Here is a 22,267-nt window from a genome sequence, read left to right on the forward strand (position 1 = left end):
AGGTGTGATACTATGGCACAAGACGTTTTATGTGAAGTAAACAACTGTAAATTTTGGGCTAACGGTAATAAATGTAGTGCAGATGCAATTTATGTAGTTAGTAATAAAGGGAAACAAGCATCTACAACGGAAGAAACAGATTGCAAAACTTTCGATCCAGAATTGTAAATTTTTGAAGGGTAGCCAAATCGTGGTTGCCCTTTTATTAATACTAGTATTGATAATAAATCTCATTTTCATTCATTGTTTTTAACTTTTCTTGTTATTTTTTATATTTTCTTCATAAGTGATGTAATCCAACGTAGTTCATGTTCAATACGTGATTTAGTAAATTCAACAACTTCTGTAATAAAAGGTGAGACAACATCAAGGGATTGGATGGCTGTAAGTTGTTTTTGAAGCACGTTTTGGCGCGTAGTTAAAATTTCTATTCTAGCCTCGTAATCAAGTTTGTCGAAAAGCGCGATACGTACAAGGACCTCAGCATTGTTTGTCGCGATCTTTTCGGGGAATTCTCTTAACATTTCATAAAAAATTTCTTCTCCTGTTTCTGTTATATTGTACATATTTCGATTTGGTTTTCCGACTTGTTTCTGTACATTTTTCGTTATGGCTCCCATGTTTTCAAAACGTCGAAGAGAGGGGTAAAGCATGTTATGATTTAATTCAAAATTATTGCCTAACCGATTTTGAATATTTTTCTTTATTTCATAGCCATGTTTTGGCCCTGTTGTTAATTCTGCAAGTAATAAAATATCAACATACATAAAAAAGCCTCCTCATATATTTCTCAAGTTTTTATTTGAAAAGTTTCGCTATGTATATGTTAAAATAACATATGTTAGTTTATACAACTTTGAATTACCTACCTATCACTTTTATTGTAAAAGAAAAGGGAGGAAAGAACTATGGCTTCACCTGAAAATGTTATTTTAGTTCATGAAATTTCAAAGCTGAAAACAAAAGAAGAGCTGTGGAACCCGTATGGATGGTATCAATTTATGAGGGATAATCACCCGGTACATTATGATGAAGAGCAGGATGTTTGGAATGTTTTTTTATATGAGGATGTAAATCGTGTTTTATCAGATTATCGCTTATTTTCAAGTAGAAGGGAGCGGAGACAATTCGCAATCCCTCCTTTAGAAACTAGAATAAATATAAACTCTACAGATCCGCCAGAACACCGTAATGTACGTTCAATTGTTTCTAAAGCATTTACTCCAAGAAGTTTAGAACAGTGGAAACCACGTATACAAGCTATTGCAGACGAACTTGTAAAAAATATAAAAAAGTATGATGAAGTTAACATTGTTAATCAATTTGCTGCACCTTTACCTGTTACCGTTATATCAGATCTATTGGGAGTACCTACTACAGACCGTAAACAAATTAAAGAATGGTCTGATATTTTATTTATGCCGTATAGTAAAGAAAAGTTTAATGATCTGGATGCCGAGAAAGGGATCGCATTAAATGAATTTAAAGCATATCTTTTACCGATCGTTCAAGAAAAAAGATATCATTTAACCGATGATATTATTTCAGATTTAATACGAGCTGAATATGAAGGTGAAAGATTAACTGATGAAGAAATTGTAACTTTTTCATTAGGTTTATTAGCAGCTGGTAATGAAACGACTACAAATTTAATTATTAATAGTTTTTATTGCTTTTTAGTGGATTCACCTGGAATTTATCAAGAATTAAGAGAAGAACCTAAATTAGTTGCAAAAGCGATTGAGGAAGTATTACGCTATCGCTTTCCTGTTACATTAGCTCGGAGGATTACAGAGGATACAAACATATTTGGTCCTTTAATGAAAAAGGATCAAATGATTGTTGCATGGGTTAGTGCAGCAAATTTAGATGAGCATAAATTCTCACATGCTTCTAAGTATAATTTACACCGCATAGGAAATGAAAAACATTTAACCTTTGGTAAAGGTCCGCACTTTTGCTTAGGGGCACCGCTTGCACGTTTAGAAGCTGAGATTGCATTAAGTACCTTTATAAATGCTTTTGAAAAAATAGAATTATCTTCATCTTTTTGTTTAGAAGAATGTATATTGGAAAATGAACAAACATTAAAATACTTACCTATTCGATTGGAAGCTAAATAAAACTCTTAACAAGGTGCATACATTTGCATCTTGTTTTTTTGTTTCTCAATTGTGAGTTCTCGATAATTACCTTAATATGGAATTGTATAAAACGTAGAGGAGGAGGATTCTTATGTTGACTTGTAATGGAAGTAAATCATTTCAAAAGTTTATTAAAGGTGTTACAGATCTTATGGAAAATTGTTTATTTGAAGAAGAAATAGTGTGTGGCATTGAAAAGTTACTAGAAGAACTTTTAGAAAAGAAAACATGGCTTCCGTTAGATAAACAGAAGGCGAATTCGGCTCAATATGCACGACACTTACTGTATGAAGATCCGTTAAAACGTTTTGAAGTATTAGCTCTCGTATGGAAAGATGGACAATCTACACCATTACATGATCATGATGGCACATGGGGAGTAGAAGGCGTTTTTTCAGGAAGGATAATGGTGCAGAACTTTGTTCAAACGAAGCAGCTTGGAAATTCACTTTCTTATTTAAGACATACAGGAAATCTTTATTTGGGAGAAGGCGAAACAGATAAAGTAATTCCACCAGCTGATTGTCATATCCTAGAAATGTCTGAAAATGAAAGCGTAATCACTATTCATATATACGGAAAACGTTTAGAAAAGTTTAAAGTATATATCCCAACAGAAGAAAAAAACGTATACAAGTGTGAGACAAAATATATTAGTTATAATTCATAGCTTAAAATCCAAAGCTTTTCTTTAAAAAGAACAGTTTTGGATTTTATTTTTAATTATTTCTTGACCTGAAACGCTTTTCATAAATTATAAATAAGGAGTACTTCACGAGATTCGTATGAAAACGATACCTTCTATTTAATAAAAACTCGTGTATTTATAGAAAGTGGTGAAGAAATAATGAAATTAATCGCAATTGATCTAGATGGAACTCTTCTTTCAGGGAATAAAATGATTAGTAAAGAGAATGCAGAAGCAATTCGAAAATGTCAAGAAGCAGGCCATGTTGTAGCAATTTGTACAGGACGTTCTATTGTGGATATTGAACGACTATTGTTAGAAGTTGATTTGGAGTGTCCGATTATCGCAGAAAATGGTGCACTTATATATAAAGATAAAAAAATGATGAAGAGATATCCAATTCAAAATATGCAGGCACTTGAGATTGTAGAATATCTTGAAGAGAATGGCTTGTATTATCAGCTTTATACTAATAAAGGTGTGTACGTACCGGATTATGGAGTAGAGAGTGTACGTAATGAAATCGAGTATGTGAAGAATGCAAAAGAAAATTTCGATTTGAAAGAGTTAGAAACGATTGCTGCATTATACCTTGAGCATACAGCATTTCATAGTACAGAAAGCTGTAAACCAATTGTAGAAATGGATATACATGTGCATAAACTTTTACCGTTTTCTTATGACATAGAGAAATTAAAAAAATTAAAAGAAACGTTTCTGCATAATACAGATTTAGCTATTACATCTTCCTATTGGCATAATTTAGAGATTAATCATCGAGATGCTCAAAAAGGAAATGGATTATATACTTTAGCAGAACATCTTAATATTCCAGTTGAAAACACTGTAGCAATAGGCGATGGCTTTAACGATGTTTCTATGATGGAGAAAGCAAATATATCAATTGCAATGGGAAATGCAGTTGAAGAAATAAAAGCGATGTGTCAATACGAAACGTTAACAAATGAAGAACACGGTGTCGCACATGCTTTATATAAATATGTAATGTAATAAAAAAAGAAAAAAAGAATCCAAATAGATTCTTTTTTTCTTTTTATTAGGGGTAAGGTATTCTATGAGATTCATAGAAGCCTTATTACACCTCATTATATAGAATATATTGGAATAAATGTTTATATTTTTCATGGAATTTGTGAAATTTTTGTGAATTTTATGTTTATTGTATTTTTATACTGCTACTATCAGCACGTAACACTCCCATATTATTTTCTGTTTTTAATTGAAAAATAGAATTTGTTCGAATAATTATTCTACAGCTATATACCTAGGAGCACTTTCTTCGTATAATGAAGAAGTATGAATTTTGAATTTGTATAAATTTTACATATCGAGGTGAAAAAGGAATGAATGCGCGGCTAATGGAACTTATTGATGTGAGTACAATAGAAACCATGGCAGAACAATTTTATAAATTAACCAACATATCACATCAACTTCTTGATGCTGAAAATGAATGTATATTTTCATTTGGAATTAATGAAATGAAAGTATGTAAACTTCCAAAAATTGAAATCCCCCTTTTCTTATACAATCAATATTTAGGATCTTTTGTTGTATGGTCCAAACGAAGCGAAATTTTCAATTGCCAAAAATATTTTGAAATGCTTTCTAACCTGATTATAACTGGGGTGAAAAAAGCAGTTCAAAGTAAAAATACATCGTTACGTTCTCGAAAAGAGGAAGAACTACATACGATCTTACAAAACATGCCTGTTATGGTTGATGCGCTTGACTATAATGGAGATTTTGTTTTGTGGAATCGAGAATGCGAGATTGTAACAGGTTATACTGCTGAAGAAATAATTGGGAATCCAAACGCTCTTCAATTACTGTATCCTGACCATGATTATCGCCATCAAATACAAAATAAATTTTTGACTCGTGGAAAAAATTTTAGAGATTGGGAAATGAGCTTAACATGTAAAAATGGAGAAATTAAAACGATAATGTGGTCCAATATATCAGAGCAGTTTCCTGTAACAGGATTTAGTTACTGGGCTGTTGGGGTAGATATTACACATTTAAAAGCGATAGAAGGGCAATTAAAACAACAAACCTCTGAATTAGAATTAATTTTCAAAGCCTTACCAGATTTATGTTTTTTAACAGAAGATGATGGGACAATTATAGATTATAAAGCAGGATCTCCTACAAAATTTTACGTGCCCGCAGAAGCTTTTATGGGAAAAAAGTTTTACGAAATATTACCGTCTTCAGTAGCACAGCAATTTAAAGAAGCAATTCGCCAATTGAAAGAAGAAGGAACGAATGTAATTGTAGAATATCCTCTAACAATTAATGGAAGTATCGATTTCTTTGAAGCTAGATGTTTACCATTATTACAAGATAAAATTATGATCATTGTCCGCGATATTACAGAGCGGAAAAAGACAGAAGAATTGCTAAGTAAATCTGATACCCTTGCTGCAATTGGACAATTAGCAGCTGGTGTAGCTCATGAAGTGAGGAACCCGTTAACTGTAGTAAAAGGATTTATTCAACTATTTCAAATCAACAAAGAAGATCAAGAAAAATACTTTGACCTTATGATTTCTGAAATTGAGAGAATTGAAGCGATACTTCAAGAGTTTTTATCGATTGCTAAAACAGATGAAATCCCAACTGAAAAGAATAACATTTATCAAGTCTTTAAAAATGTTGTGTCTTTAATTAACACAAAAGCAATTATGATGAATATTCAAGTTGAGTTATTTGTAGGTTCCAATGAACCTATTATTGAATGCTCTGAAAATCAATTGAAACAAGTATTTATTAATATTTTGCAAAATTCAATCGAGGCAATGCCAGATGGTGGGAAAATTTCTATTCACATGAAAGAAATGAATGAAGATGGAGTAATTATAGATGTAGTCGACGAAGGAATAGGAATACCCAAGGAAAGAATAAAAAGGTTGGGTGAACCTTTTTATAGTACGAAAGAAAAAGGTACTGGAATAGGATTGATGTTAAGTTATAAGATTATCGAAAGTCATCAAGGAACCATTAGTATTAAGAGTGATGTTGGTGTTGGGACAACGGTAACTATTTTTTTACCAAAAATTCAAAGTGAAAAATCTAAATCCAAGAGTAAGGATAGATGTGTAACGCTACGTTCTATTGCTAACTCTTAATAAATTTAATAGGCGATAAGAAAGGGCTTAGTTAACTAAGCCCTTTCTTATCGCCTATTTTTATATTTAATTTAGTAAACTTTACCTTTTCTTAATTATTTTTTAAATTTCTATTAAGTTTTAAATATTATATTAATATTTATATATTGTAATAAAAATTTAGTTGGAAGGAGATTATTACGAGGTGAAAAAGAAAAAAGAGAAAAGCAGTAGAGCGCTACCTATAAGATTAAATATTTTATTCTTTTGTGTGTTTTTATTATTTTCTGGAATTATAATACAGTTAGGTAAAGTGCAAATTTTCGATGGAGAAACATATAAAAACGAAGTAGAAAAAAGAGAGAATGCAACTGTTAGTCTTACAGTACCACGCGGTAAAATTTATGACCGTGAGGGTAATCCAGTTGTTGACAATAAGTCTTTACGTACGATTACATATACAAAGGTGAAAGGTGTAAAAGCGGAAGAAATGTTAAAAACTGCAAGACAAATTGCAGAAATAATTGAAATGCCGCAAGAAGATATTGATAAGTTAACTGAGACTGATAAAAAAGATTTTTGGATGCAATTAAATCCAAAACTTACTCAAAACTTAGTATCTAAAAAAGAAATAGATAAGTTTAGAGAAAAGAATATTACCGGAAAAGAGCTAGACAAAAAAATAGAAGAGTTAAAAAGAAAGCGTGTTACAGATAAAAATCTTCAAGAATTAACAGCAAAAGATATAGAAGTGTTAGCTATTAAAAGTAAAATGTCTTCAGGTTATCAAATGGCACCTCAAATTATTAAAAAAGATGTTAGTGAAAAAGAATATACTGTGATTAGTGAAAATTTAGCAAATCTCCCAGGTGTAGACGCATCAGTTGATTGGGAAAGGCTCTATGTAAATGATGGCTTATTCCGTTCAGTCCTTGGAAATGTTTCGAATGCTGATGAGGGATTACCACGTGAACGATTAGATTATTATTTAGTGCGGGAGTATAGCCGGAATGACCGGGTTGGGAAAAGTTACATCGAACAGCAATACGAAGATGTACTTCATGGCACGAAAGAAGAAGTAAGAAGTATTGCTGGTAAACAAGGTAATACAATTAGAACGGAGACAGTTTCTGAAGGGAAAAGCGGCAAGAATTTAACGTTAACAATTGATATGGAATTACAGAAAAAAGTAGAAGAGAGTATAGAAAAAATATTAAAGGCATATAAAGGTTCAGAATCAATGTTAGACCGTGCTTTCGTTGTAATGATGAATCCGAAAAACGGCCAAGTATTATCGATGGCTGGGAAAAGACTTGTAGAAAAAGACGGAAAAACGGAAGTAGAAGATTATGCTTTAGGTACGCTGACAAGTTCATACGAGCTTGGATCAACTGTTAAAGGTGCTACAGTATTAACCGGATTTGAAACAAAAGCTATAACACCGGGAACACATTTTTATGATGCACCTATGAAGTTTAAAGGAACTAAGGAGAAAAAGTCATGGAAAGATTTTGGAGATATAGATGACCTAAGAGCTTTACAAGTTTCCTCTAACGTTTATATGTTTAACACAGCATTAAAAATTGCTGGTATGGATTATGTAAAGAACAGTTCACTAGATATTAAACAAGAATATTTTGATAAGATGAGATATTATTTCAGACAATTTGGTTTAGGTGTTCCAACAGGCATTGATTTACCGAATGAAACAGCGGGGCAAATCGGGCGAAAAGATAATCAGCCAGGTTTCTTATTAGACTTTTCCATTGGTCAGTATGATACGTATACACCACTTCAGCTTGCACAATATATTTCAACTATTGCAAATGGCGGGTATCGTATGAAACCACAAATTATTCAAGAGATTAGAGAACAAACTGTGCAAAAAGATGAAATCGGTAAAGTCGTGCATTCAATAGAACCAGTTGTTTTAAATAGAGTGGATATGAAAGAAGATTATATAAATCAAGTAAAAGAAGGGTTTAGAAGAGTTTTTCAAGAAGGAGATGGAACGGGAGTAAGGGCGTTCCAAAAAGCACCATATAAACCAGCTGGTAAAACCGGGACAGCACAGACAGTATATGGTGGAGAAAGCGACATAGGAAGAAATGATAAAGGTGAACGAATGAAATGTTATAATTTAACATTAGCAGGATATGCGCCATATGATGATCCAGAAGTAGCATTTTCAGTTGTTGTGCCATGGGTTATAAATGATAAGTCGGGTATTAACTCTGATATTGGAAAAGAAGTTTTAGATGCTTATTTTGATTTAAAAAATAAGCGATTAACTGGCGAAGCACCAAAAATAGATGACTCTAAAGAGAATTAAAATATACGAAACGTCTCTAGCATTTATATGGACTAGAGACGTTTTTACATACGAATAGATTAGAAATGAGGTATATATGAAGCAATTGATTCTAAAAGATTGGAGAAAAATATGTAGCTATATTTTAATTATAATAGGAATTATTATTATTAATAAGTCATTTTTATTTTGTATGGTAGAAGGAATTTCGATGCAACCTACTTTGAATGAAAATAATCGCATACTAGTTAATAAGGCTAGTGTCTATTTTTCTTCTTTTCATCATGGTGATGTTGTAATAATAAAAATAGAAGACGAGCCTACATACTACGTGAAACGAATTATTGGATTACCAGGGGATAACATACAATTAAGAAACGATGTGGTATATATTAACGGTAAAAAGCGAGATGAGTTGTATATACAGTTAGATATGTCACAAGTATCAAATCGTTTTTCAAACTTTAGAGAAATGAAAGTTCCCTCGCATAAATTATTTGTATTAGGTGATAATCGAAATCATAGTAAAGATAGTAGGAATACACTTGGACTTATCGATGAGTCACATGTAATCGGTAAAGTGAAAATGGTATATTATCCATTTGATCAAATAAAGTGGTTAAAATAATTCTATTAACTATTCACGTTTTATAAAATAATTCATATATTGATAGCATAGGACAAGCAGAAAAGCTTACCCTAACCTCACAGAACACTCCTTATCACAGTTAGGCATCTACTTATGTAGATGCCTTTTCCGATGACTGATAATTATTTATCAACCTAAAGTAGTAAGCATATTGGGACTATTAGAGGAAGATTGCTTGTAATAATAACAGTACGATTAATAAGAACATTGAATTGTAAGGAGTGAGAAATACGTGTTGAATATTTTAATAGTTAATTTTCCTGCAGAGGGACATGTGAATCCTACATTAAGTTTAGTAAAGGCCTTTACTGAAAGAGGAGATAACGTACACTATATTACAACGGAAAACTTTAAGGAAAGGCTTGAAGTTTTGGGGGCTATTGTACATACTCATCCGGATTTATTAAAGGAGATTTCTATTGATAATGAAACTTCATATGGATTAAAATCTTTCTTTCATGTACATGTTCAAACTTCTTTTTATATATTAGAAATTACGAAAGAATTATGTAAAAGCATAAATTTTGATTTCGTAGTTTATGATATATTTGGTGCCGGAGAGTTAGTAAAGGAATATTTACAAGTTCCAGGCATAGTTTCCTCTCCTATATTTTTAATTCCACCAGAATTATTGGAAACCTTGCCTTTTCATCCAAATGCAGAAATACAATTCCAACCCGATGAACTCTCTGAAAAGTTGCTGTATCAAATGGAACATGAATTTGGAGTAAAGCCCAAAAATAATCTTCAATTTATGCATAATAAGGGAGATATTAGTCTCGTGTATACAAGTCGTTATTTTCAACCTAATAGCGATTCGTTCGGAGAAAACAATATTTTTATTGGACCGAGTATTATAAAGCGCAAAACAAATGCAAAGTTTCCACTTGAATTGCTTTCAAAAAAGAAAGTTATTTATATTTCAATGGGAACACTTCTTGAAGGGCTCGAACCATTTTTTAATACGTGTATTGATGCTTTTTCAAATTTCGAAGGGATTGTAGTAATGGCGATCGGTGATAGAAATGATATTTCAAAAATTAAGCAAGCGCCAGACAACTTTATTATAGCCCCTTACGTACCTCAATCAGAAATATTAAGTGAAGCAGATGTTTTTATTACACATGGTGGAATGAATAGTGTGCACGATGCAATTTATTACAATGTCCCATTTGTGATAATACCGCATGATAAAGATCAACCTATGATAGCGCAAAGATTAACTGAGCTTGAGGCAGCACATAGATTATTGAAAGAGCATGTTAATGAGCAAACTTTAAAAGAGGCGGTAACAGACGTTCTTTCAAATAAAAAGTATAAACATGGCATTCGAAAACTGAATGAAAGTTTTTTAGAGTGTGGTGGTTCCAAAAGAGCCATTGCAGTTATTGATGCTCTTTTAAATAAATAGTCCGGACAATATAAAAGCATAGAGGATCTACCTTTATGCTTTTATATTATTATCCAGCAAATTGTACAGCAGTATTTGCATGTAAAAAAGCAGTATCAAAAACAGGAACAGTAAGGTCATTTTGGGAAATAAGCAATGGTATTTCAGTACAGCCTAGTAATATACCTTCCGCACCGTTTTGAATTAATGAATTGGTAATTTGTATTAGTTTCTCTCTTGAAGTTTCTGAAATAATGCCTCTACTTAATTCGTTTAATATGACGTGATGGATAAAAGTTCTTTCTTCGTCATTTGGGATAATTGTCTCAATGTTATATTTTGCTAGTCGTGATGTATAGAAATCTTGTTCCATCGTTTGTTTTGTTCCTAATAGTCCGATACGTTTTATATTCTGTTCTACCATTTCTTTAGCACTTACATCACCGATATGAAGAAGTGGGATTGATATTGCTTGTTCTACTTCCTCAGCAAATAGATGTACAGTATTAGAACACATTAGTAAACATTCAGCCCCAGAGTTTTCTACCTTTTTGGCTACTGTGACTAACTCATTTTTCACTTCTTCATATTGATGATTTTGTAATAATGTAGTTACCTCACCAAAGTCCATGCTATATAAAACAAGCTTCGCATTTTGTTCATATTGAGAGAGGGTTAGTGTATTTATATGTTTATAGTATAACGATGTTGATTCCCAACTTAGTCCGCCAATTAGGCCAATAACTTTCATCATGTATTCCTCCCGTAACAATTTTGAATTCATTATTTCATAATTCCGATAAGAATACAATGATTTAAGTGAACTATTTATAGAAAAATAAAAAAATTAAGCAAAGTGTTGAATTTTTTAATTGTTAGTGCCATAATACAGATTACAAATACATACTTATCCAGAGAGGTAGAGGGAACGGCCCTACGAAGCCTCAGCAACCCCTATGTAAATGCATAGGAAGGTGCTAATTCCGCAGAGGACATTTATATGTCTTTTGAAAGATAAGAGGATTCTTGTACGTGAAAGAAAATGACCTCTTAATTTAAGGGGTCATTTTTTGTTGTATAGAAAGGAAGTGTCGATGCATAATTCATTTTCAAAATAAATATAGAGTATTAAAAGCGGGATAATAGGAGAGGAGAATTGTAATGAACAAATTAACGACAAAACTAGTAGTAGCAATCGGAATTGGAGCAGCTTTATACGGGATATTAGGGCTTTGGGGATTTTCTATCGCACCCAATACATTTATTAAACCAGCATTGGCTATATTAACAGTTTTTGGTGCGTTATTTGGCCCAGTAGCAGGACTATTAATAGGGCTTATTGGCCATACCGTTACAGATACAATCGCTGGTTGGGGTATTTGGTGGGGATGGGTGTTTAGTTCGGGGATTATCGGATTTTCAATGGGTCTTATACAAAAAAGAACTGGTTTCAGTGTAAAAAATGGAGCGTATAATAACCGTGATATTTCTTATTTTGCAATAGCGGGGTTAGTTGGAATTGTCATTGCCATTATATTTGCGGGTGCATTCGATATTATTGTGATGGGAGAACCGTTTGACAAAATCGTTATACAAGTACTAGGAGCAACCATTTCAGACATTATCGTATTTTTAGTTCTTGGATTACCAATCACGATTGGTCTAGCTAAAGCAAATAAGAAACATACACATTTAAAAATTGAAAAGTAGGGATGTATACATGCAACCAATTATATCTTTTGAACAATTTACCTTTCAATATGGGCATGCCGCACAGCCTACTTTAAAAGAAATTACATTTCATATATATCCTGGGGAAAAGGTACTAATAGCTGGAAGAAGTGGTTCAGGTAAGTCAACATTAGCTCATTGTATTAATGGGCTAATCCCATTTTCTTACGAAGGGATTAGTACTGGTAATATTTTAATAGCTGGAAAGGATCCGAGAGAGGGAAGTATTTTTGAACAGAGTAAACATGTAGGAACAATATTACAAGATCAAGATTCACAATTTATTGGTCTTACTGTCGAAGAAGATGTAGCATTTTCATTAGAAAACGAATGTGTAAATCAAAATGAAATGAAAAAAATTGTTAATGATTCTTTAAAAAAAGTAAACATGCAGAATTTTCATGCACAAAGTCCTCATGAATTATCAGGAGGGCAAAAACAGACAGTCTCTCTTGCAGGTTTACTAACGACAAATGCAGATATATTATTATTTGATGAACCGTTAGCTAACTTAGATCCAGCAAGTAGTTTGAATACTATAGAACTCATTAAAGATATTCATGAGAAATATAATAAAACAATTGTAATTATTGAACATCGAATAGAAGAAATTTTAAACCTTGATTTAGACAAAATTATTTTAATCGATGAAGGAGAAATTGTTGCGATGGGTTCACCGGATAAAATATTAGCATCTAATATATTACCAAATATCGGGCTAAGAGAACCTATTTATATAGAAGTTCTAAAGAAATTAAATTTTGTCAATAACAATAACCTGTTGTTCCCAATTGAAAATCTCTGTAATGAAAAAGTTAATAGCGTAATGAAGAATTGGATGCAGAAACAAGTTTCATTTGAAGACACACATAAAAATAGAGAAGTATGTCAAATAGAAAATTTATCATTTTCGTATAATAACAAACATACAGCATTAGAAGATATAAACCTTTCAATAAGAGAAGGTGAAATAGTAGCGTTATTGGGTCATAATGGAGCAGGTAAATCGACACTAGCTCATAGTCTAATAGGAATAAATAAAACAAAAAATGGGAGAATTACATTCGCTGGAGAAAACATAAATACGTGGTCTATCCGTAAACGTGGCGAAGTTATTTCGTATGTTATGCAAAACCCAAATCATATGATTACACAACGTACTGTTTTAGAGGAGGTTTCATTCACATTAAAATTAAAAAAGGTTTCTAAAGAAGAAATTAGTAGTAGAGTGGAAGTTGTTTTGAAAATTTGTGGATTATATCCATTTCGTAATTGGCCAATTCAGGCATTAAGCTACGGGCAAAAAAAGAGACTAACCATTGCTTCTGTACTTACAACAAACCCAAAACTTATTATATTAGATGAGCCGACAGCAGGGCAAGATTACTACCATTACAAACAGTTTATGTCGTTTATAAGAACATTGGCTGAAAAGGGCATATCCTTTATTTTTATCACACACGATATGAATCTTGCTTTAGAATACGCAAATCGAGCGGTAGTTCTGCATGAAGGGAAAATTATTGCGGACAATACTGTATCTGCTGTTTTAGGGGATCAAGGAACGTTACAAAGAGCTAATCTACGGGAGATTTCATTAATAAAACTAGCTAAATTAAGCGGAATTCCAACTCCAGAAACATTTGTGAAACTTTATATTGAGGCTAATAGGAGGGAGGAATATGCATAATACATATTTTCATCGTATGGATGGTGCAATTAAGTTATCTTTATTTATATTTTGTATGACTCTTACTTTTTTATTTTTTGATTTTCGTATATTGCTAATTTTATTTATTATTGGATGTGTCGGCCTCTTAATCGCTAAAATTCAGTTTCGTAAAATTATAGTTGTTTTCAGTGTTATATTTACATTTAGTTTATTAAATTCTGTTATGATTCTTGCTATTACTCCAGCACATGGATCGGAATTAACAGGAACATACACATCTTTTTTTCATATAGGTTATGCAACAATTACATACGAAACATTATTTTTTGCCGCTACACTTTCATTAAAATATTTTACGTTATTACCATTTACACTTCTTTTTATTTATACAACTCATCCAAGTGAATTTGTCAGCAGCTTAAATAAATTTGCTATTCCTTATAAAATTACATATGCAATAAATATTGCACTGCGTTATATGCCAAACATTCAATCTGAATATATAATCATTAAACATGCACAGGAGGCAAGAGGCGTACCTTTTGAAAAGGGAGAAGCAAGCTTATGGATTCGTATGAAAAATCGTATTTTGATTTTTTGGCCACTTATTATTCATTCTTTAGAAAGAATTGATACAGTTTCAAATGCAATGGATTTAAGAGGGTTTGGAAAGAAAGACAAACGTACGTGGTACTATGCAAAGAATGCTCAAAAAGTAGATTACATCACTCTTTTTGTTGGTATTATCATTTTAATTATTGCAGTGTACTTAAAAGTAAATGTATTCAAGAATTTCTGGTACCCATTTTAAAGCACTCTCAATAGAGTGCTTTTACTAATTTTATGAAGACATGCTCAAAAAAGGGAGATACACATACTGTATAATACGAACCAGTTAAAATGATCAACTACCTATTAGTTTTCAAACCAAAAGGAGGAGAAAATATGAGTTTCGGCGGTTCTTGTGGTTTTGGTGGAGGTTTCGCATTATTAGTTGTGTTATTTATTTTATTAATTATTGTTGGATGTAGCTGTTGGAGCTAAGGTTACTAATTTCTAATTAATCTCTACAAAATGTAAACTTTAAAAAACATAGCAGATACTTTTTGTATCGAAATAAATGAAAAAGGAGCTTAATAGCTCCTTTTTCATTTATTATACGAAATCTCCTCATTACTGTATTTAGGTAATGTGATGGTTAAAGTAGTTCCTTTATTTATAACACTTCGGATTTTCAATGTGCCTCGCATCGTTTCGATAATTTTTACAGCAACCATCGTTCCTAAACCCGTACCTTTCGTTTTTGTACTAAAATATGGTTCACCAAATCGATTGATTTGCTCTTGCGACATTCCAATCCCACTATCTTGAATCCGTATTATAACTTTATTATTACTAACAGATGCAGAAATAATAAGATCACCGCCATTCGGCATTGCTTCAATACTGTTTTTAATTAAGTTTAAAAAACATTGATGGAAGTGCTGTGTATTACCAATAATTGTTCCACCGGAGAACTCTTTTGTAATATTAATAGTATTCATGTTACAAAAAGGCAACATCATATTAATAACTCGATTTAACTCGTGCCCCACTGAAATATGATCTAGTCTTTCTGAAGCCGGCTTGGCAAAAGTTAAGTAATCATCAATAATTGCTTGTGCACGATTTAACTCTTCAAGAATATGTTCAATATACTCATCTTTGGATTGTTGAGTAATATTGGGTGTTTTTAAAAGTTGTGTAAATCCTTTTACAACAGTTAATGGATTCCTTACTTCATGTGAAATACTTGCAGCGAGTTGGCTGACAATCTCCATTTTTTCAACTTTTATTAATTTTGATCGCATGAATATTGCATCTTTTAAAACTTCATTAAAATAGACCATAAATAATATTAAAATAGTTGGTAATAGAATGAAATAAATAATGTACAAATTATTCACTTCAAAATCTGATAGAGTTAAAACAATTACTGTTGTAAATATTGCAAGGAAAAAAGTTAAAAACATAGATGAAGCTACTTTTATTTTCCTATTGTATGTATTAAATTTTGATGATGCGAATGCTGTAATTATTAACATCGTTCCATAAACAATGATTGTTAACAGGCTAAAACCATAAAACATAAAACGTATTATTAATAAAATCATGAGTAATGCAATACCGACAGGAAATCCACCATAAAGTGTACCAATTAAAAAGGGGATTTGTCTTAAATCGTGAATATAATTTTCATCCATATAGATGGGATACCGCATACATAAAATTAGTGGGATACTCGTACAAAGAATGATAAGTAGTTTCTTATATTTCTTCCCGAAGTACCCACTATCATAAATAAAATAAAAAACAAATATACTGCTTAAAATATAAAGAAGATTATTTAAAACATTTTGATTAATATAAACAAAGTTCATAATACATGCCCCGTTATCCTGAATTTCAATCCCATATGTATTATACATTATAAAAGTACAAGTTTTACATGTACTTTTATAATGTATGTAGTTTTTATAACTTTTCAGTGTTATAGACTTTTAACCATGCATTATTAAACTCTTCCATTGACGCATAGCGCTTACTACGATTTTCATTTACAGCACGGTATGCTACTTCATATAATCCTTCGCCAGCTTCCCATTTTATAAAGGAACGATCTTGCCCGCCACCTAATAGTGCGAAAGCCATAGCCCCCATATTAAATACATTAGTTTTCCCGTCTATTATAGCATTAAGTTGAAACTCTTCAGGTGACATAAAACGAGATGATCCCCACATTCGCCCCATCTTATTTACATACGGTTTGTTACTGTATAAATCAATATCACAAATTTTTGTTTCATTAGTTTTAAAGTTGTACAAAATACTACCGTCATAAAAATCAATAGCTACATAGTTTTTGTGTTCAACGTAAGTATGGAAATTAAAAATAGAATTTAATGAAATTAGCCTATTTTTAACGGATAATTTCTTATATTTATAAAATGGTGAGTTAGGATCATTATATTTTGCTGAGGGTGGGAAACTCCAGTGCGGGTGAAGACACTCACCGTCAAACCAATCAAAAATTAAAACATATCCATGTTGTACAGGGTAGTGATCAATTAAATTTATAAGAGAAATGTGTTTTAATTCATTGTATATAGTAACTGAGCTTTTTAATCTTTTTATAGCTTCATTTGTAGAAGCATTATATGCGAGTGTTTGTGCCCCTGCATATTTAATAAAGTTCTTTTTCCCATTCTTTTCAACACCGAAACTTATATTACCGGAATCTTGTTGGTCAAAAACTGCAAATACTGTTCCTAGTTTCGTAAGCCAATCAAAATTATGATGTTTTTTTAGTTGGAATGTTATAGTATCTAACTGAATTTTAACTGGAATATCTTTCATGATTCACCTCATATTTAGTATAATTAAGTTGTCTATTATAATATTCGACATATTTTGTAAAATCCCTATGTTAATACAATTAAATTTTATAAATATAATGATGTGTAGTTATAAGGAGGAAAGAAAATGGATGGAAAAATCTTAATTAAACCGTACGAACATTATTGGCATACAGAGTTTTTAAATGAAAAAAATAAAATTGTGCCGTTACTAAATGAAGAAATTATTGCTATTGAACATATAGGAAGCACGGCCGTAGAAGGATTAGGGGCTAAACCGCTTATTGATATGATGATTGGCGTAACAAATTTACAAATTACCGAAAATTGGAGGGAACCCCTAGCGGAAATTGGCTATGAATATGTTCCAAAAGAAACACTTAATTGGCGTTTTTTTAGAAAAGGTAAATGGAGAGCTGGTACCCACCATTTACATGTTTATATTTATAATAGTGAAGAATGGAAGAACAACCTTTTATTTCGAGACTTTCTAAAAAATCATGAGTGGGCACGTGAAGAATATAGAAAATTAAAAGAGAAACTTGCTGCTACATATCCTTTTGATCGTGTTTCATATACAAATGCAAAAGCACCGTTTATTTGCAACATATTAGAATTGGCCAAAAAGAGTATTAACAAAGTATAAGTAGTATCAATTAAAGTCCTTCCTACAAAAAAGTGAGGGGAGGATTTTGTTTTTTCATCATAATGATTTTTATTATTTTTTAGTTGTTACAATCAGATTATTTTATTTATTTGGATAATTTTAGTACACTAAAATTATTAAGGGGGATTATTAATGAACGCTATTGTACATCAACATAAAAAAGGATTAGACGGTTTAGAATATAAATTATCACCTGAGATAACTCCTAACATTGGAGAGGTTAAAGTGAAATTAAAAGCAGCAGGTTTAAATCATCGTGATTTATTTATAATGAATAATAGAAAAGAAATCGAATTACCTTTAATTTTAGGATCAGATGGTGCAGGTATTGTTACGGAATTAGGAGAAGGAGTTTCAAATATTGCACTACATACAGAGGTTATTATAAATCCTAGTATTGGATGGAATAATACTCATGAAATACCAGAGTTACCTGAAGTACTAGGTGGACCAGCAGATGGAACATTTGCTGAATATGTTATTGTACCAGCAGAAAATGTAGTGGAAAAGCCATCCTATCTTACGTGGGAAGAATCTGGCGTTTTATCTTTATCGGCATTAACTGCATATAGAGCGCTTTTTACAAAAGGTAGATTAAAACCTGAAGAACATGTCCTAATTCCGGGAATTGGCGGTGGTGTAGCTACTTATGCTATGTTATTTGCTAAAGCAATTGGAGCAAAGGTGAGTGTTACTTCAAGGATAGAGGACAAAAGAAAGGCTGCTGAAAAATATGGAGCAGACTTTTCTTTTAATAGTTCTGGTAATTGGGAAGAGTGCCTACATGGAGAAAAAGTGGATTTAATTATAGATAGTATAGGTCCGGCGACTTTCTTAAAATATTTTGATATATTAAAACCAAATGGAAGAATCGTTAACTTTGGTGCAAGTTCAGGAGATAAAATCGAATTACCGTTACGAGCATTATTTTATAATCAAATCGATATTATGGGAACATCAATGGGGAGCAGTGAGGAATTTAATAAGATGATTCATTTTATAGAGGAATATAATATTAAACCAATCATTGATAAAGTATATCCATTAGAAGAAGCAATTCAAGCTTTAAATCGAATGCAGCAAGGAGAACAATTCGGTAATATTGCCCTTCGTATGGAATGAAAATATGATTTCGTTGACAGTATATTGAAATGAACATGTTAAGTATTCTATTCATGCATAGAGTGATTACCATACTATTTTAAATGTTTTATAGCCTTTATACATATTTAGCTCTTGTAAATAGTTACACAAATGTCAAATGAATAGTAGCAAAATGAGAATTTGATGAGAAAAGCTTAAGCCCATTTTCATATTGATAGTGTATACTGTGTAAATCAAGAACACTTGTATCTTTATTTAAAGTGCAATAAAAATAATAAGGAGAGAGTAATATGAATTACACAGTATTTCAATGGGTTAATAATTTTGCTGGATCATCCAAGCTATTAGATGCACTAATGATCGCTATTACAAATAGTGTTCCATATGTCGCTATACTATTCATGCTTATCCTATGGTTCAATAATGGAAAGAAAGAGAATGCAATTAAAAAACAATATACAGTATTATATACAACACTTTCAGTCAGTATTGCATTATTAGTAAATGTTCTTGTACATGCGGTATATTATCATCCGCGCCCTTTTATTACGTATCATGTAAATCAATTAGTACCGCATGCAGCAGATTCATCATTTGTAAGTGATCATTCTGTACTTGTATTTTCTATTGCTTTCGTATTTATTCTAAGAGGAGAAAAACTTAAATATATTGCGCTTATATGGGCAATATTAGTTGGTGTATCACGCATGTACGTAGGTGTTCATTATCCTCTAGATATACTTGGTGCTGCGTTCTTAACATTTATTACAAGTGGATTAGTGATGCAAAGCGCACGTATATTTGAACCGTTAGCAAGTTTTATTTTCAAAATGTATGCACTAGTAGCAAAACGGGTGCCATTTTTAGCGAAATATAACCATATAGCTTAATCTTAAGAACCTACAAAAAGTAGGTTCTTTTTTTTGAAGATTCTTAAATTTCATTTACCGTATTTTATATTAAAAAATACAAAATTAATAAAAAACAAATAGCAACAGAACCGGTTTTCTTATTGTTATAGAGGAATTAGTGAAAAAACTTCGAAAAATATAGTATCTACTATATTAAAGAACATATTTAGTAGCGCATCTTCGCATTAATGCATTGTAAAGGAAAGGAGATTAGTATGCATAAACTTCAAACGAATAAAGGCGCTCGATATATGATGATTGCTTTTATTGTTTTGTTTCTTACTATGCTTTTACGTATATTTTATATTCAAGCAGTAGGAGTCGTGCATAATGTTAATGTAAAGGATCTTGCGAAGGAACAACAAAACAAAAATGGAGTTTTAGAGGCAAATCGTGGGACAATTTATGATCAAAACGGTAAAGTATTAGTCCAAGACTCAACGACATATCGCATCGTTGTAAACTTAAAAGGAAAAGATAAATTAAAAGATAAAGAAGATACTGCACAACGTTTAGCAGATGCGCTTGAAGTTGATAAAGAGGAGATCATGAAAAATTTTCATGAAGGACGTACGCAAGTTGAAATTGGTAAAATTGGACGTAACTTATCTAGAGAAGCGAAGGAAGAACTTAAAAATTTGAAAATACCAGGTGTATCGTTTACAACAGAAAAAGCCAGAGTATACCCAAATGAAGACTTCGCCTCGTATATACTTGGTTTTGCAAGACCAGATGATAAAGGTAATGCGGAGGGGAAGTTTGGGCTTGAAGAAAGTTTGGATAAATATTTACGCTCTACAAACGGAAATGTAAAATATGTAGGTTCACGAAATGGTATCCCACTTACAAATGATATAGGAAAAATAGAACCTGCTAAAAATGGAAATAACGTATACCTTACGCTTGATAAACAAATTAATAGTTTTTTAGAAGACGCGATGAATAAAGCTGCGCAACACTATGATCCTTCTATGTTAGTAGGTATTATTGCGGATCCAAAAACAGGTAAGATTTTAGCAATGTCTAGTAAGCCTAGTTATAATCCTAACAAAGGAGACATTGAATATTTTTTAAACGATCCAATTGCGAATGCATTCGAACCAGGGTCTACAATGAAAGTTTTTACATTAGCTGCTGCAATTAATGAAGGTGTATATAATGGGAAAGAATATTTCCAATCAGGAAAATACGCAGTTGGTTCAGCTGAGATTAAAGATCATAATGGTGGCTATGGATGGGGCTCAATTACATTTGATGAAGGGTTTGAACGGTCATCGAACGTTGCTTTTTCTATTTTAGAAGACCAGTTACTGAAACCAAATAAATTCAAGCAATATATGAATAAATTTGGTTTCAATCAAAAAACAGGGATAGATTTGCCTGGAGAAAGTAAAAATACATTATTATTAAATACTCAAATTCAACAAGTTACTACCTCTTTCGGCCAAGGCTCAACTGTAACTCCTATTCAAATCGTACAAGCGGCCACAGCTATAGCAAATGACGGGAAAATGATGCAACCTTATATTGTTGATAAGGTTGTAAATCCAACAAATAAACAAGTTATTATGGAAAATCAACCTAAAGAAATAGGGAATCCGATTAAAAAAGAAACTGCAGATAAGGTAAGGAACTTAATGGAGCGTGTTATAACATCATCTAAAGGAACGGGAACGATGTATAAAATTGATGGCTATCCGATTGGTGGTAAAACAGGGACAGCGCAAATTCCGAATCCTGAAAATGGACGATATATGGAAGGGAAAGATAATTATATTTTTTCATTCTTAGGAATGGCTCCAATTGATGATCCGCAATTAATCGTATATTTAGCCATTAAGCAACCTAAATTAAAGGGGAATGAATACGGTGCTCAGCCTCTTGCTGAAATTTTCAAACCAGTTATGAAAAATAGTCTAGAATATTTAAAAGTGAAACCATATACAGAAAAACAAATGGCAGATGCAACAAAGCAATCTGAAATAAAAGTACAAAATTATGTAAATCAAACGATGGATACTGTGAAAAATATTGCAGAAAAAGCGAAACTTCAACCGGTAGTATTAGGAGAAGGAAAAATAATAAGACAATTTCCACAGACTGGCGAGGTAATGAGTGAAGGAGATCGCATATTTCTAGTGGGAAATAATGTGGAAATGCCTAACCTTAAAGGTTGGTCAATGCGTGATGTTATGTATTTCTCCAAGCTATTAAAATTAGATTTAAAAACTGCAGGTATGGGCTATGTAACGAGTCAAAGTATTGAAAAAGGACAAGATTTACAAGAGGGTGATACTTTAGAACTAGAATTAGAACCACCGCTAGAACCGTTATCAGAAGCGAATACAAATTAATATCGATTTTTGTAAGAGTCTATAGTATAATAGGCTCTTTTTGTTAGAGTTACAAGTAATTTCACGCACCGTATTAAAAAAATAAATAAAAAATCAAGTTACAAAATTAGAACGGATGCT

At 31.9% G+C, this 22,267-nt stretch carries 20 protein-coding genes and 1 riboswitch; of the genes, 16 read left to right on the forward strand and 4 right to left on the reverse strand.

Translation table 11 applies throughout. The features are described from left to right. Positions 1-12: 12 nt before the first annotated feature. Entirely contained in the window at positions 13-168 is a 156-nt protein-coding gene (locus QCI75_RS13680; protein WP_000046094.1) for a DUF1540 domain-containing protein, read from the forward strand. A gap of 101 nt (positions 169-269) precedes the next feature. Here the strand turns inward: QCI75_RS13680 and QCI75_RS13685 are convergent, their stop codons facing one another. After that, positions 270-767, reverse strand: a complete 498-nt coding sequence (locus QCI75_RS13685) for a PadR family transcriptional regulator (protein ID WP_353760673.1) — start codon at positions 765-767, stop codon at positions 270-272. A 141-nt stretch (positions 768-908) separates the two neighbouring features. Here QCI75_RS13685 and QCI75_RS13690 point away from each other — a divergent pair, with 141 nt between their 5' ends. The 7 genes from QCI75_RS13690 (at position 909) to QCI75_RS13720 (ending at position 10,334) form a co-directional block, all read left to right on the forward strand. Beyond that, on the forward strand, positions 909-2,123 hold the full coding sequence (locus QCI75_RS13690; protein ID WP_353760674.1) for a cytochrome P450: 1,215 nt from the start codon (positions 909-911) through the stop codon (positions 2,121-2,123). A 112-nt stretch (positions 2,124-2,235) separates the two neighbouring features. Beyond that, the gene (locus QCI75_RS13695; protein WP_144508588.1) at positions 2,236-2,814 is read left to right on the forward strand and encodes a cysteine dioxygenase family protein; all 579 of its coding nucleotides are present in this window, start codon (positions 2,236-2,238) and stop codon (positions 2,812-2,814) included. Between the two features lie 177 nt (positions 2,815-2,991). Further along, a complete protein-coding gene (locus QCI75_RS13700) occupies positions 2,992-3,843 on the forward strand; it encodes a Cof-type HAD-IIB family hydrolase (RefSeq protein ID WP_144508587.1) in 852 nt (283 codons plus the stop codon). A 353-nt stretch (positions 3,844-4,196) separates the two neighbouring features. Beyond that, positions 4,197-5,984 (forward strand): ATP-binding protein, encoded by a 1,788-nt coding sequence (locus QCI75_RS13705; RefSeq protein WP_353760675.1) that lies wholly within the window; start codon positions 4,197-4,199, stop codon positions 5,982-5,984. A 184-nt stretch (positions 5,985-6,168) separates the two neighbouring features. Next, the gene (locus tag QCI75_RS13710; protein WP_144504537.1) at positions 6,169-8,295 is read left to right on the forward strand and encodes a peptidoglycan D,D-transpeptidase FtsI family protein; all 2,127 of its coding nucleotides are present in this window, start codon (positions 6,169-6,171) and stop codon (positions 8,293-8,295) included. A 76-nt stretch (positions 8,296-8,371) separates the two neighbouring features. Further along, positions 8,372-8,902, forward strand: a complete 531-nt coding sequence (gene lepB / locus QCI75_RS13715) for a signal peptidase I (protein ID WP_144504535.1) — start codon at positions 8,372-8,374, stop codon at positions 8,900-8,902. 253 nt (positions 8,903-9,155) lie between these two features. Continuing rightward, positions 9,156-10,334: a macrolide family glycosyltransferase gene (locus QCI75_RS13720; protein WP_144504533.1), complete on the forward strand. Its 1,179-nt coding sequence runs from the start codon at positions 9,156-9,158 to the stop codon at positions 10,332-10,334. A gap of 49 nt (positions 10,335-10,383) precedes the next feature. Here the strand turns inward: QCI75_RS13720 and QCI75_RS13725 are convergent, their stop codons facing one another. Continuing rightward, a complete protein-coding gene (locus tag QCI75_RS13725; protein ID WP_353760676.1) occupies positions 10,384-11,067 on the reverse strand; it encodes an aspartate/glutamate racemase family protein in 684 nt (227 codons plus the stop codon). Positions 11,068-11,217: 150 nt separating this feature from the next. Continuing rightward, positions 11,218-11,334, forward strand: a riboswitch (SAM riboswitch). A gap of 140 nt (positions 11,335-11,474) precedes the next feature. On the opposite strand from QCI75_RS13725, the gene QCI75_RS13730 reads away from it, so the two are divergent. The 4 genes from QCI75_RS13730 (at position 11,475) to QCI75_RS13745 (ending at position 14,760) form a co-directional block, all read left to right on the forward strand. Then, positions 11,475-12,023 carry an ECF-type riboflavin transporter substrate-binding protein gene (locus QCI75_RS13730; protein WP_144504531.1) on the forward strand — a complete coding sequence of 183 codons (549 nt, stop codon included), beginning with the start codon at positions 11,475-11,477 and terminating at the stop codon, positions 12,021-12,023. Positions 12,024-12,033: 10 nt separating this feature from the next. Further along, on the forward strand, positions 12,034-13,734 hold the full coding sequence (locus QCI75_RS13735; RefSeq protein WP_353760677.1) for an energy-coupling factor transporter ATPase: 1,701 nt from the start codon (positions 12,034-12,036) through the stop codon (positions 13,732-13,734). Continuing rightward, positions 13,727-14,527: an energy-coupling factor transporter transmembrane component T family protein gene (locus QCI75_RS13740; RefSeq protein ID WP_353760678.1), complete on the forward strand. Its 801-nt coding sequence runs from the start codon at positions 13,727-13,729 to the stop codon at positions 14,525-14,527. The genes QCI75_RS13735 and QCI75_RS13740 overlap by 8 nt, the downstream gene beginning before the upstream one ends. Before the next feature lie 134 nt (positions 14,528-14,661). Further along, positions 14,662-14,760, forward strand: coding sequence for a YjcZ family sporulation protein (locus tag QCI75_RS13745; protein WP_000007808.1), 99 nt, complete (start codon positions 14,662-14,664; stop codon positions 14,758-14,760). Positions 14,761-14,864: 104 nt separating this feature from the next. Here QCI75_RS13745 and QCI75_RS13750 read toward each other — a convergent pair whose 3' ends face one another. Both QCI75_RS13750 and QCI75_RS13755 read right to left on the reverse strand, forming a co-directional pair. Next, positions 14,865-16,184: a LytS/YhcK type 5TM receptor domain-containing protein gene (locus QCI75_RS13750; RefSeq protein WP_353760680.1), complete on the reverse strand. Its 1,320-nt coding sequence runs from the start codon at positions 16,182-16,184 to the stop codon at positions 14,865-14,867. A 46-nt stretch (positions 16,185-16,230) separates the two neighbouring features. Next, entirely contained in the window at positions 16,231-17,112 is an 882-nt protein-coding gene (locus QCI75_RS13755) for a protein kinase family protein (RefSeq protein ID WP_144504524.1), read from the reverse strand. Positions 17,113-17,238: 126 nt separating this feature from the next. Between QCI75_RS13755 and QCI75_RS13760 the strand changes: the two genes are divergently transcribed. The 4 genes from QCI75_RS13760 to QCI75_RS13775 all read left to right on the forward strand — a co-directional run bounded on the left by QCI75_RS13760 (position 17,239) and on the right by QCI75_RS13775 (position 22,147). Next, positions 17,239-17,757, forward strand: a complete 519-nt coding sequence (locus QCI75_RS13760; protein WP_144504522.1) for a GrpB family protein — start codon at positions 17,239-17,241, stop codon at positions 17,755-17,757. 153 nt (positions 17,758-17,910) lie between these two features. After that, on the forward strand, positions 17,911-18,900 hold the full coding sequence (locus QCI75_RS13765) for a zinc-binding dehydrogenase (RefSeq protein ID WP_353760681.1): 990 nt from the start codon (positions 17,911-17,913) through the stop codon (positions 18,898-18,900). A gap of 272 nt (positions 18,901-19,172) precedes the next feature. Then, the gene (locus QCI75_RS13770; RefSeq protein WP_144504518.1) at positions 19,173-19,772 is read left to right on the forward strand and encodes an undecaprenyl-diphosphatase; all 600 of its coding nucleotides are present in this window, start codon (positions 19,173-19,175) and stop codon (positions 19,770-19,772) included. A gap of 236 nt (positions 19,773-20,008) precedes the next feature. Further along, a complete protein-coding gene (locus tag QCI75_RS13775) occupies positions 20,009-22,147 on the forward strand; it encodes a penicillin-binding protein (RefSeq protein WP_144504516.1) in 2,139 nt (712 codons plus the stop codon). Positions 22,148-22,267 lie beyond the last annotated feature (120 nt).

The sequence above is a fragment of the Bacillus cereus group sp. RP43 genome, from assembly GCF_040459645.1.
GTDB classification, from domain to species: domain Bacteria; phylum Bacillota; class Bacilli; order Bacillales; family Bacillaceae_G; genus Bacillus_A; species Bacillus_A mycoides_C.